This is a genomic window from Pseudomonas sp. RL_105y_Pfl2_101, assembly GCF_963970585.1.
In the GTDB taxonomy this organism is placed as follows: Bacteria; Pseudomonadota; Gammaproteobacteria; order Pseudomonadales; family Pseudomonadaceae; genus Aquipseudomonas.
The window spans coordinates 95,925-108,662 of record NZ_CAXAPG010000011.1 but is presented as its reverse complement, the minus strand read 5'-3'; the positions used below and the strand labels follow the sequence as shown (position 1 = coordinate 108,662).

Genomic DNA, 12,738 nt, shown 5'->3' with positions numbered 1-12,738 from the left:
GGGCCTCTGGTTTGTGTTCGGGTGTCTGTTGGCGTCATCGCGGGCAAGCCTTGCTCCCACCTGTACGGCGCACATCCTGTGGGAGCAAGGCTTGCCCGCGATGCTCTTTTACAGCGTCAAGGTCAACCGCTTGACCAGCGCCCCCGGCAGCAACATCGAGGCTGTGGCACGCTGGCTGTAGGTGCTGGCCGAGAGCAGCAGTTCCCGCTCTCGGGTCAGGCCTTCGAGTTGCGAGCCGAGCAGGCTGTAGACGCTGTCGTCGAAGCGCATGGTACTGACCGGCGCTACGATCCGGCCGTTCTCGACCCAGAACGTGGCGAAGCGGGTCATGCCGGTCAGGCGGGCGGCCGGTTGGTCCGAGTAGTTCAGGTACCAGAGGTTGCTGATGTACAGCCCGGTGCCGAGTTGCTCGAGGATGTCTTGTTGCTCCAGTTGCCCGCCCTGCATGTCCAGCGCCGTGGGGTATTCGTAGCTGCTGGCGCCGTTGGCGGTGAGGCCGTATTCGGCGGCGCTGCGAGAGTTGACCAGTTGCGCATTGGCCGTGCCCTTGGCGATCAGCTCCAGGTCGTCACGGGGATAGCCTTCGTCGGAAAACGCCGGGCTCAAGGAGCCACTGACCTGCTCGCTCAGCCACACGTTGGGGCTCAAGCCTGCTTCGTGGGCGTAGAACTTCTGCAACGGGCTCTGCTTGCTGGCAATCGCCTGGGCCGAGAAACCGCCCCAACTGAGCATGCCCATGATCTCTTCCAGGGCGGCCGGCGCCAGGTAGGCGCGGTACTCGCCGGGCGGCAACGTGCGCAACGGGAGGCCGAGAAACGCCAGTTGCTCGCGGGCCTGCTCGAAGCGTCGGGCAAATCCTTCGCTGCTCCACGCATGCCCGGCGTAGCTGGCTTTCACCGCCTGGCCGTTTTCATGGAAGAGGCTGAAATCGAAGTTGAAGCTGTTGGCCTGGTGCCAGCCGAACGCTCCCGACGAACTGGCGAAACCTCGGCTGATGGGCCCGGCCGCATAGAATCCCACCAGGTCCAGGCCTGCGGCGGCGCGGGTGATTTGCGCCACGGCCTGCTCAGTGTCCGGCAGTGGATGGTCCTGCACGTTATGGCTCTGCCAGTGGTTGTGGTTGAGCAGCAGATACGGATCGCGGGGCAGCAGCGGCAAGGTTTCGCGCAGCTGTTGCAGGCCTTCGGACAGGCGTTGCAGGTCGGTCTCGGTGTCGCCGGACAGGGTGATCTGCAAGTCGGCGTGGCGTCCGGCGTCGATCAATTTGAAATTGATATTGGCCTGCTGCACCTGCCCGGCCTGGCGCACCTTGGCGTGGTTGAAACGCACGAAGGCCGAGGACTCGGCGGCATAGCCTAAGGTGAACTGTTCCGGCTCATGCAGGGCCGCGCGCAGCCAGTCGACCAACACTTTGAATGCTTCGGCCTGAGTATTGACGGTGCTCATATCAGGCATCCCCCCCAAACACATCAACGTTGCTGAACACGCAGGCCGGCGACGCATGGCCGACGCGGATAGCCTGGTTCGGTTCGCCCTTGCCACAGTTCGGCGTGCCCAGGACCTGGAGGGTACTGGCATCGCCCACGGCGCGCAGGTTCTTCCAGAATTGTGCGGAAATGCCGCGGTAGTTGGGGTTCTTCACCACACCCGTGAGCTCACCGTTCTCGATCAACTGGCCCCATTCGCAGCCGAACTGGAATTTGTTGCGGGCGTCGTCGATGGACCACGAGCGGTTGGTGCGCATCAGCACGCCGCGCTCGGTGCCCTCGATCAGTTGCTCCAGGGACTGGTCGCCGGGTTCGATGTTCAGGTTCGCCATGCGGTCGATGGGCGGACGATTCCAGCCGCAGGCGCGGCTGTTGGCGACACCGTCGAGGCCGGCGCGAAACTGGGACAGTGCACCGCCCAGTGGACGCAGCAACAGGCCTTCACGAATCAGGAACTGTTTGTTGGCGGCGCTGCCATCGTCGTCATGGCTGTAGCTCGCCAGTTCTTCGGGAATGTTCGGGTCGAAGGTCACGTTCAGCAGGTTGGAACCGTATTGCAAGTGGCCGAAATCACTGGTCTTGACGAAGCTTGTGCCGGCGTAATTGCGCTCGTCCCCCAGGATGCGGTCCAGCTCCAGCGGATGACCGATGGACTCGTGAATCTGCAGCATCATCTGGTCGGGCATCAGCAGCAGGTCGCGGGGGCCTTGGGGCGTGTTTGGCGCCAGCAGCAATTGCAGGGCCTGGTCGGCGATTTTCAGCCCGGCGCCAATCAGGCCGCTACGACTGATCACATCGAAGCCGCCTTGCTGGCCGAAGTTTTCCCGGCCCAGGGTGCGGGTCTGGCTGTCGTGCCCGTCGAAGGCGGTGACTTCCAGGGCCGGGTAGATGAAGCGTTGAGCCTGGCGCAGTTCAGCGCCAGCACTGTTGAGGTAGATCTGCTCGACCTGGGTCAGGCCGATGCTGGCTTGCCAGTTCACGAGGCGCTCGTCCTGGGGCACTGCGGCTGACTCGTCGCCGAGTAACTGGTAGCAATCGCTCAGTGGCGCGAAGGCCTGGTCGAAATTCGGCGAGAAATAATCGGCGCGTTCGCTGGACACCGCTTGCTCACGCAGGTCCAGCAGGGCATGGGGCTTGAGCCCGCGAGCATGTTGCTCGGCGCGTTCGAGTGCCGCTTGCAGGCCGACCTGGGACAGGTCGTTGGTAGCGGCATACGCCTCGACCCCGTTGACCCGCACGGTGAGCATCGCCCCTTCATCACGGCCCAGGCTGGGTGGTTCGGCGACATTCTTGCGCACTGACAGGTGCTGGCCGGACTCGCGCACGTAACGCAGGGAAAAGAATTCAGCGCCCGTGCGCAAGGCAGCAAAACGCTGCTTGAGCTGGGGGTGGAAGTCGAACATGGAACCTCCTTGTCTGGAGTGGCGATGCAGCGAGGTGCGGCGTGTTGACGCGGCGGCTCTAGAGTAGGCCTGGGCGGGGGAGGGATCAAGAAGAGGTCGAACACGATACCTTTGGCGCGAGAATAAACTCTCGTCAAAGGTATTTGTATGCTGGGTCGGAATCGAGGCTAATGGAGGTAAAGGAGCGCGGCGAGGTAAGCCAGCAGACAGGCGAAGAAACTGGGCAGTATTCTTTTTGTTTTTATGACCACGACAAAGGCTAACGACAACAGGACCAGTTTCACCCCATCGAGCGTCTGGAACTCCTGCACCAGGCTTAACGCATCGCGTTTATCGAAGGCGGTGTCATAGACGATGACGCCCAGCATCGCTTGTGCGCTGTAGCTGATGAACCGATACAACGACCCCTCTGTCTGCGTGAGTGCCGCGCTGTTCTTGAAGACAAACGGCAGGCCGCGAAAAACGAAGGCGCAAAGCGCCGAGAAAACTATCAGGAGCCAGAGCGTCATGGCGTTGTGGTCTCCCTGGCCTTGCGTCGGTTTTCAACCAACACCATGCCGGCTCCGATGACAAACGGTGTCAGGAGCAGGCTGTAGTCCCTGAACATCAGAACCAGCAATGGCGCGCCGATGAACCCAAGCCAATAGCTCGATACCTCTGCATAATGAGGCCAGTGCTTCCCTGCCAGAGCCGTGAATTGGAGGGGCAGCAACATCGCCATGGCCGCATAGACGAACGGTGACGCAAGCTCTGCACCGGCTATGAAACCGATACAAGTGCAGATGATCGACACGACGAATATGGGCAGCCCGACACCGATCATGTAACTGAAGGGGTAGTCGTTTCGATGTTTCAGGCGGGTCATGAACGCCGTAAAGATCGACGGGGTGATCAGAATCAATGAGGCGGTGATTTTTGCGGTGGAGGTGTCTCTGATGTGTGGTGCTATCGCCGCCGAGAGCAAGACGAATCTGGCGTTGAGTATGATAATGATTGGAACCAGCAACCAGCCATCATGTGGGTTTTGTACGAGCAAGAACTGCAGTGGCGTGGAAAAAATCAATAACGTCGTCGCCAGGGTCTGGCCCCAGGACAGGGTTTGCGTGGCACCGAGAATACCAATCGATAAATAAAGAAAAACGAATGCGATACCAAAGGTAACGGCATCGCGAGCGCCTTCTTTGAAGACCCTGTGCGGCAATGAGTTTGTCGGCTGTATATCGGCAGTCATGGCTTGTCCTCTATGACGCCAGGGCTTTCGTCCAGCGGGTAATAGTATTTTCTGGGGCCTTTGCTGCGAAATAGCAGGCGCGGTGTCGTGCCGAGGGTCGGTGTAGCCGAGTGTTTGCGAACTGTGTCGACACTGATATTTAGCGTCGGTCGGGCATGCAGGAGCTTGTGGTTGGCCATGATCAGGAAGGTGCCTGTTTGCGCTGTAGATACGTGATGCCTGGCGTGGGCGATCCCGGCCCGCATTTTGTCCAGGACGTGCTGCCCACCATTGATCGCGCGCATGCGTTCGCCACAGTGCTGGTCAATACGAAAGTCCAGCGAAAACTGATAGCCGTAAAGTGAGTCATAAGTGACGATGTTGCGAATTCGTTCCTTGAAACCATTCACGTTTTTACCGGAAGTAAATATTGCTTGCATAGTGAGCAGCGTTGCCAGTTCGTCGTCACTGAGATTGTCGATCAGGTCGCGAGGGAAGTAATAAGTCGTCGGTGTATGGGTAGTGTCGCGACATACTGTCAATGCCAAATAAACAATATGCATATGTTCATACAGGTCGTCGGAGTGCGGCGTGATATCTCCGTAGCCATTACCCCATTCTTTGTATTGCTCTGCCGATGGTTTTAGATAGAGCGCCTTGTGCTCCTCATAGTCATATTTGATATCGGTCAGGTAGAACAGCTCTGCCAGCGCTTCGTGTGCGGTAAGTGCAAGCTTTGGGGAGTCCAGCCTGAAGATATTCTTGATGCATACCGCTGCCACGCCTTCATCGGCCAGGCCGACCTTATCGAAGTACAACGTGTCTTCGTTGCGCAGGTAGGTTTGGAAAAGGCACAGCAATTGCAATTTAAGTGTATGGGTGGGTTGATGATTATTCCTCATCCACCATGACTCAATGGCACCGTTCAAGTAACCAAAGTCAAGGTTAATGCAGGTTTCTTTATGTATCCGTTCACGAAAATCGCTGACGACTGACGGAGCATCTGCCGTAATTTGGTCCTTCAATTACTGCAATCCTAACTGTATTGAAAAGTGCGCGGATAGTAGAGATGGGGGGTTAACTTGACAAGTTTATATATGTTGCCGAATTTTATTTTCGCTGGGTCGGGAGGGCGACTGGCGATTGAAAAAACAGGCACAAAAAAACCGCCATTTCATAAGGATTGGCGGTTTTTTGTGCCTGTCGAATGTTACTGGGCAGAGTTGCTAACCTCACGCATTGGCTTGCCCTTGACCGGTGCGCTACCGGCCACGTAGTACGGCGCGGTGCTGCGTGGCAGGGGCTTGCGGCCGCGGATCTTGTCGGCGATTTTCTCGGCGATCATGATCGTCGGTGCGTTCAGGTTGCCGGTGGTGATGATCGGCATGATCGAGGCATCCACCACGCGCAACCCTTGCATGCCATGCACGCGGCCTTCGCCGTCCACCACCGCCATGTCGTCGGTGCCCATCTTGCACGAGCAGGACGGGTGGAACGCGGTTTCGGCATGCTCGCGGATGAACTGGTCCAACTGCTCGTCCGTCTGCACCTCGATGCCCGGGCTGATCTCACGACCACGGAACGGATCGAGCGCCGGCTGCTGCATGATCTCACGGGTCAGGCGGATGCCATCGCGAAACTCCTGCCAGTCCTGCTCGGTCGCCATGTAGTTGAACAGGATGCTCGGGTGCTGGCGTGGGTCCTTGGACGTGGCCTGGATACGGCCGCGGCTTGGCGAGCGCATGGAGCCCATGTGCGCCTGGAAACCGTGTTCCTTCACGCCGTTGCTGCCGTTGTAGTTAATCGCCACCGGCAGGAAGTGATACTGGATGTTCGGCCAATCGAATTCCGGACGGCTGCGGATGAAGCCGCCGGCCTCGAACTGGTTGCTGGCGCCAATGCCGGTGCCGTTGAACAGCCACTCGGCACCGATGGCCGGCTGGTTGTACCAGAGCAGCGAGGGGTACAGGGAAACCGGTTGGGTGCAGGCGTATTGCAGGTACAGCTCCAGGTGATCTTGCAAGTTTTCACCGACACCCGGCAGGTCGTGGACCACCGGGATGTCGAGGCTTTCCAGCAACTGGGCCGGGCCGACGCCGGAGCGTTGCAGGATCTGCGGCGAGGCGATGGCGCCGGAGCACAGCAGCACTTCCTTGCGCGCCCGGGCTTCGACGCGCTCTTCAGCGGCGCCCACCAGGTAACGCACGCCGACTGCACGTTTGCCTTCGAACAGAATCTTGTCGGTCAGGGCGTGGGTGACGATGGTCAGTGTCGAGCGCTTCTTGGCGATGTCCAGGTAACCGCGTGCGGTGCTGGCCCGGCGACCGTTGGGCGTGACGGTGCGGTCCATCGGGCCGAAACCTTCCTGCTGGTAGCCATTGAGGTCTTCTGTACGCGGGTAACCGGCCTGTACGCCGGCTTCGACCATGGCGTGGAACAGCGGGTTGTTGCCGGCCTTGGGCGTGGTCACGCTGACTGGGCCGTCGCCGCCGTGGTAGTCGTTCGGGCCGATGTCGCGGGTTTCGGCTTTACGGAAATACGGCAGGCAATCGAGGTAGGCCCAGTCTTCCAGGCCCGGCAACTTGGCCCAGTTGTCATAGTCCAGGGCGTTGCCGCGGATGTAGCACATGCCGTTGATCAGCGAAGAACCACCCAAGCCCTTGCCGCGACCGCATTCCATGCGGCGGCCATCCATGTGTGGTTCCGGGTCGGTCTCGTAGGCCCAGTTGTAGCGTCGGCCTTGCAGCGGGAACGCCAGGGCGGCGGGCATTTGTGTGCGGAAGTCCAGGCGATAGTCCGGGCCGCCGGCTTCGAGCAGCAGGACGGTGACGCCTTCGTCTTCGGTCAGGCGGGTGGCCAGGGTGTTACCGGCCGAACCGGCGCCGATGATGATGTAGTCGAATGTTTGGGACATGAAATGCACCCTCTTTTGAATGGGTTCAGGTCAGACCTTGCGAGTGCTTCGCACTCGATCGCGAGCCGGCTCGCTCCCACACTGGAATGGGGGCTCCTGTGGGAGCGAGCCGGCTCGCGATGGCGGTCTCAGAGACGACGCTGGATCAGAACACCGACGTGTAATCGCCCAACTCGACCTGTACCGATTTGATGCGGGTGAAGTTGTTCAGCGAGCTGATACCGTTCTCCCGGCCCACGCCCGATTGCTTGTAGCCACCGACCGGCATTTCAGCCGCCGACTCACCCCAGGCATTGATCCAGCAGATGCCGGCTTCGAGCTGGTGGATCACTCGGTGGGCGCGGTTCAGGTCGCGGGTCACGACGCCGGCGGCCAGGCCGAAGTCGGTGTCGTTGGCGCGACGGATCACTTCTTCTTCGGTGTCATAGGTGAGGATACTCATCACCGGGCCGAAGATTTCTTCGCGAACGATGGTCATCTCGTCGGTGCAATCGGTGAACACGGTCGGGGCGACGAACGCGCCCTTGGCCAATTCGCCGTCGGTCAGGCGACTGCCGCCGCACAACAGGCGCGCGCCTTCGGCTTTGCCTTTCTCGATGTAGCCCAGCACGCTTTCCATGTGGGCGAAGCTCACCAGCGGACCGAAATTGGTGTTTTCGTCCTCAGGATTACCGATGCGGATGCGCGCCACGCGCTCGGCGATCTTGGCTTCGAAGGCGGTCTTGAGGTGGCTCGGCACAAACACGCGGGTGCCGTTGGTGCAGACCTGACCGGAGCTATAGAAGTTGGCCATCATCGCGGTGTCGGCGGCGCGATCCAGGTCGGCGTCGTCGAAGATGATCAGCGGCGACTTGCCGCCCAGTTCCATGGTCACGTCCTTGAGCGAAGAACTCGAGGCGCTGGCCATGACTTTCTTGCCGGTGTCGGTGCCGCCGGTGAAGGAGATTTTTTCGATGCGCGGGTGCTCGGTCAGCCAGGTGCCGACTTCGCGGCCGCTGCCGGTCAGTACGTTGAACACACCCGCTGGAACGCCGGCCTCGGTGTAGATTTCGGCCAGTTTCAGGGTGGTCAGCGAGGTGACTTCGCTCGGCTTGAAGATCATCGCGTTACCGGCCGCCAGGGCCGGGGCGGATTTCCACAGGGCGATCTGGATCGGGTAGTTCCACGCGCCGATACCGGCCACGACGCCCAGGGGCTCGCGACGGGTGTAGACGAATGAAGTGGTGCGCAGCGGAACCTGCTCGCCTTCGATGGCAGGCACCAGGCCGGCGTAGTATTCCAGCACGTCGGCGCCGGTGACGATGTCGACGTAGCGGGTTTCGGAGTAGGCCTTGCCGGTGTCCAGGGTTTCCAGGGCGGCCAACTCATCGTTGCGCTCGCGCAGGATCTCCACGGCGCGACGCAGGATGCGCGAACGCTGCATGGCGGTCATGGCGGCCCAGATTTTCTGGCCTTTTTCGGCGCTGGCCACGGCGCGCTCGACGTCTTCGAACGTCGCACGCTGCACTTGGGCAAGGACTTCACCGTTGGCAGGGTTGATGGCTTCGAAAGTGGCGTCGCCGCTGGCATCACTGTACGCGCCATCGATGTAGAGTTTTTGCAGTTCGAAACGGGCCATAAAGTCCTCGCAAGTGCATAAGTGGTTGGCTGGCCAGCGGAGCGCGTCGTTTATAGCTGACGACGCGGCTCGGCGGCGGTTCAGGAGTCGAGCGGTTCTGTGTGCTCTGGCGCCCCTGCTTTGGCCAGTTGGAGATCCATGTATTCGTGAGCGATCTGGTGCGCCTGGGCGGTATCGAACGCGTCTCCCGACAGCGCTCCGCGCAGCCACAAACCGTCAATCAGCGCGGCCAGCCCCCGTGCCGCGCTGCGTGCCTGATCAACGGGCAGCACGCGGCGGAACTGGCTACACAGGTTGGAATACAGACGGTGATCGTTGATCCGCTGCAACCTGTGCAAAGACGGGTGGTGCATGCTGGTGGCCCAGAAGGCCAGCCAGGTTTTCATTGCCGGGCCATTGACCTGGCTGGCGTCGAAGTTGCCTTCGATGATCACCTTGAGGTGAGCCCGGGCGCTTGTGTCCTCCAGCGCCTGGCGGCGCGCGGTGACGTTCTCGCTCAGGACACTCATCAGGTACTGGGCCGTGGCCGCGATCAGGCCATTCTTGTCCTGAAAGTAGTGACTGATGATGCCGTTGGAGACACCGGCCAAACGGGCGATCAGCGCAATGCTGGCGTCCCCCATACCGACCTGATCGACCGCTTGCAACGTGGCTTCGATCAGTTGTTGGCGGCGCATGGGTTGTATACCGACCTTGGGCATCTAGCACATCTCCTTAGGCCATTGGGCTCGCGAATGTCGTCTGCCGGAACGAAACCAGTCTATTTTGTTTTGATTGAACGTTCAATCAACAAAAAGTGAGTTCTGCGACGGCTCGTCGCTGTTGCCGAAATTCCTTATGCGCAAATGGGCATGTGGCACCTGAGACAGCGTGACCCCGCGGGATAAGGCGAGGTTTTTTCGGGATGTCTTTATGACATCCGTGGGTTGGATGCCCACTGGTCGATGGGCTGGAACGAAGAGAGGCGCCACCGGGGCTTGTGTGGGTTTGAGAGAGGGCCAAACAAAGACACCGCGTTCATCTCGCGGCGTCTTTGCAGGCGTTGGCTTAGCCCAGGTTCTTGCCCAGCAGTGCGTGGTACAGCTCGCTGTCGCCGAGGATCCCGACGATTTGCTGGTTATCGTGGAGCACCAGTTTATTGCCGGTCTGGTAGCGAATCTGCAACGCGTCGCGCATGCCGATGTTGGAGTCCACCAGGGTCGGGTGCCGGCCCAGTTCTTCGACGGCTTGGCCCGGTACCCAGTTTTGCAGGTCCAGCGCCGCGCCGTTCTGCCGGGCGCCCTTGATGGTGTTGCCTTCGGCCAGGTCGAGCCAGGAGTCGCCGCTCGGGTCCAGGCACACCGAACCGTTGATGCGCTTGCAGTTGTCCAGGGTGCGCATCAGGCTGCGACCGCACAGCACGTTGAGCGGGTTGGTGTGGGCGACGAAGGTGCGCACGTAGTCATCGGCCGGGTTCAGCACGATCTCTTCGGGTTTGCTGTACTGGACGATCCGGCCGTCTTTCATGATCGCGATACGGCTGCCCAGCTTCAGGGCTTCGTCGAGGTCGTGGCTGACGAACACGATGGTTTTGCTCAGCTTGCGTTGCAGCTCCAGCAGTTCGTCTTGCAGGCCTTGGCGGATCAATGGGTCGAGGGCCGAGAACGGTTCATCCATCAGCAGGATGTCGGCGTCCATCGCCAGGGCGCGGGCCAGGCCAACCCGTTGCTGCATGCCGCCGGACAATTCGTCGGGCTTCTTGTTGCGCCACTGGGCCAGGCCCACCAGCTCCAGCTTCTCATCCACCAGCTTGCGGCGTTCTTTCTCAGGGCGACCCTGCATTTCCAGACCAAAGCTGATGTTCTCGCGCACCGTCAGCCAAGGCATCAGGGCGAACTTCTGGAACACCATGGCAATGCGCTGGGTGCGCATCATCTTCAGTTCGGCGGGGGTGCAGGAGGCGATGTCGATCTGCCGGCCTTCGTGTTCGACGAACAGCTTGCCGCGACTGACGGTGTTCAAGCCGTTGATGCAGCGCAACAGGCTGGATTTGCCGGAACCGGAAAGGCCCATCAAGACACAGATTTCGCCTTTCTCGATGTCCAGGCTGGCTTTTTCAACGCCGACGATCTGCCCGGTTTTCTTCAGGATTTCGTTGCGGGTCATGCCTTGGTCGAGCAGCTTCAGGGCTTCGCGTGGATCCCTGGCGAAGATCACGTCGACGTCTTCAAAATGAATGATGCTCATGCGTCACTCCTTACTTTGGCGTCGGGTTGTTTGCAGATTCGGTCGAGCATGATCGCCAGCAGTACGATTGCCAGGCCAGCTTCAAAGCCCAGGGCGATATCGGCGGTGTTCAGTGCGTTGACCACAGGTTTACCCAGGCCATCGGCCCCCACCAGCGCGGCGATCACCACCATCGACAAGGACAGCATGATGCACTGGGTGATACCGGCCGCGATGCTTGGCATCGCATGGGGCAGTTCGATACGCGACAGGAGTTGGCGACGGGAGCAGCCGAAAGCTTTGCCGGCGTCCATCAGTTCCTCTGGTACGTCGCGGATGCCCAGGTAGGTCAGGCGGATGGGCGCGGCAATCGCGAACACTACCGTGGAGATCAGGCCCGGGACCACACCCAGACCGAAAAGGGTCAGGGTAGGAATGAGGTATACGAAGGTCGGTACGGTCTGCATCAGATCGAGTACCGGGCGCATCAGGGTGTAGAACAGCGGCTTGTGCGCGGCAACAATGCCCAGCGGCACGCCGATCAGTACGCAAACCAGGGTCGCGAACAGCACCTGGGCGAGGGTTTCCATGGTCTCTTGCCAGTAACCCAGGTTGAGGATCAGCAGGAAGGACGCGATGACGAATACGGTCAGGCCCCATTTGCGCTGGATGAAGTGCGCGAATAGCGCGATGAGGCCGATCAAAGCCAACGGGTTGAACCAGGTCAGCGCAAACGTCACGCCGTGAATCATCGTTTCCAGAAACAGTGCGATGGCATCGAAAGTGTTGGCGCCGTGTTGCGTCAACCAATCGACGAAGCCGGCAATGTACTGGCCTAAGGGTATTTTTTGATCAATGAGCATGGTAGTGGACGTCCGCATGCAAGGGAATGAACAGCCCAGGCGGGCGGGCCCGCCTGGCATAACATAAGCAGTTACTGTGCAAGCTTGGCTTTCACGGCGTCCAGGCCAGGTTTACCGTCAATGGTGGTCACGCCAGCCAACCAGGTATCGAGTACCTGTGGGTTTTTCTTCAGCCAGGCCTTGGCGGCGGCCTCAGGTTTCATCTTGTCGTCGAGCACGTTGCCCATCAGCGTGCTTTCCATGTCGACGGTGAACTCCAGGTTTTTCAACAGCTGGCCAACGTTGCTGCACTCTTGGCTGTAGCCCTTGCGGGTGTTGGTCGCCACGGTTGCGGCACCGAAGTCGGGGCCGAAGAAGTCGTCGCCGCCGGTCAGGTACTGGATCTTGAAGCGGGTGTTCATCGGGTGTGGTGCCCAGCCGAGGAACACCACGTCGGTGCCACGCCTGGCGGAGCGGTCGACCTGCGAGAGCATGCCGGCTTCACTCGATTCGACGACTTTGAAGCCTGCATCCTTCAGGCCGAAGGCGTTCTTTTCGATCATGCTCTGGATCAGGCGGTTGCCGTCGTTGCCGGGTTCGATACCGTAGATCTTGCCGTCGAGTTCTTTCTTGAATTTGGGGATGTCGGCGAAGTCGTGCAGGCCTTTGTCATACAAAGCCTGAGGGACGGCGAGGGTGTACTTGGCACCCTTGAGGTTGGTGCGCACGGTTTCCACGGTGCCGGCTTCGCGGTAGGCCTTGATGTCGTTTTCCATGGTCGGCATCCAGTTGCCGAGGAACACGTCCATGTTCTTGCCATCGGCCAGGGACTTGTAGGTTACCGGCACGGAAATCATGGTGGTCTTGGTCGTGTAGCCGAGGGCGTCGAGTACCACGCTGGCGGTGGCGGTGGTCACGGTGATGTCGGTCCAGCCGACATCGGAGAAGTTGACGGTGCTGCACTGTTCGGGTTCAGCGGCGCTGGCCAACATTGGAAGACTCAGCATGGCTGCCAACAACAATGACGTGGAACCTTTCATGGGCGGACTCCTGGTGTTT

Annotated in this window: 11 protein-coding genes; all 11 read right to left on the bottom strand. The window is 60.1% G+C overall.

Features of this window, described 5'->3' with window-relative positions:
- Positions 1-108 precede the first annotated feature (108 nt).
- The gene (locus AACY31_RS14890) at positions 109-1,446 is read right to left on the bottom strand and encodes a TldD/PmbA family protein (RefSeq protein WP_339477424.1); all 1,338 of its coding nucleotides are present in this window, start codon (positions 1,444-1,446) and stop codon (positions 109-111) included.
- Position 1,447: 1 nt separating this feature from the next.
- Complete coding sequence (locus AACY31_RS14885; RefSeq protein ID WP_339477421.1) at positions 1,448-2,890, bottom strand: TldD/PmbA family protein; 1,443 nt, start codon at positions 2,888-2,890, stop codon at positions 1,448-1,450.
- Positions 2,891-3,057: 167 nt separating this feature from the next.
- The gene (locus AACY31_RS14880; RefSeq protein ID WP_339477419.1) at positions 3,058-3,399 is read right to left on the bottom strand and encodes an AzlD domain-containing protein; all 342 of its coding nucleotides are present in this window, start codon (positions 3,397-3,399) and stop codon (positions 3,058-3,060) included.
- Positions 3,396-4,121 (bottom strand): AzlC family ABC transporter permease, encoded by a 726-nt coding sequence (locus tag AACY31_RS14875; protein ID WP_339504700.1) that lies wholly within the window; start codon positions 4,119-4,121, stop codon positions 3,396-3,398. The genes AACY31_RS14880 and AACY31_RS14875 overlap by 4 nt, the downstream gene beginning before the upstream one ends.
- Positions 4,118-5,125, bottom strand: a complete 1,008-nt coding sequence (locus AACY31_RS14870; RefSeq protein WP_339504698.1) for a hypothetical protein — start codon at positions 5,123-5,125, stop codon at positions 4,118-4,120. The genes AACY31_RS14875 and AACY31_RS14870 overlap by 4 nt, the downstream gene beginning before the upstream one ends.
- A 185-nt stretch (positions 5,126-5,310) precedes the next feature.
- Positions 5,311-7,014 (bottom strand): choline dehydrogenase, encoded by a 1,704-nt coding sequence (gene betA, locus AACY31_RS14865; RefSeq protein ID WP_339477411.1) that lies wholly within the window; start codon positions 7,012-7,014, stop codon positions 5,311-5,313.
- A 145-nt stretch (positions 7,015-7,159) separates the two neighbouring features.
- On the bottom strand, positions 7,160-8,632 hold the full coding sequence (gene betB, locus AACY31_RS14860; protein ID WP_339477409.1) for a betaine-aldehyde dehydrogenase: 1,473 nt from the start codon (positions 8,630-8,632) through the stop codon (positions 7,160-7,162).
- Between the two features lie 80 nt (positions 8,633-8,712).
- A complete protein-coding gene (gene betI / locus AACY31_RS14855; protein ID WP_339477407.1) occupies positions 8,713-9,333 on the bottom strand; it encodes a transcriptional regulator BetI in 621 nt (206 codons plus the stop codon).
- 346 nt (positions 9,334-9,679) lie between these two features.
- On the bottom strand, positions 9,680-10,858 hold the full coding sequence (choV, locus tag AACY31_RS14850; protein ID WP_339477405.1) for a choline ABC transporter ATP-binding protein: 1,179 nt from the start codon (positions 10,856-10,858) through the stop codon (positions 9,680-9,682).
- Positions 10,855-11,700: a choline ABC transporter permease subunit gene (choW, locus tag AACY31_RS14845; RefSeq protein WP_339477402.1), complete on the bottom strand. Its 846-nt coding sequence runs from the start codon at positions 11,698-11,700 to the stop codon at positions 10,855-10,857. Before choW ends, choV begins: the two co-directional genes overlap by 4 nt.
- 71 nt (positions 11,701-11,771) lie before the next feature.
- The gene (locus AACY31_RS14840; RefSeq protein WP_339477399.1) at positions 11,772-12,719 is read right to left on the bottom strand and encodes a choline ABC transporter substrate-binding protein; all 948 of its coding nucleotides are present in this window, start codon (positions 12,717-12,719) and stop codon (positions 11,772-11,774) included.
- Between the last annotated feature and the right edge of the window lie 19 nt (positions 12,720-12,738).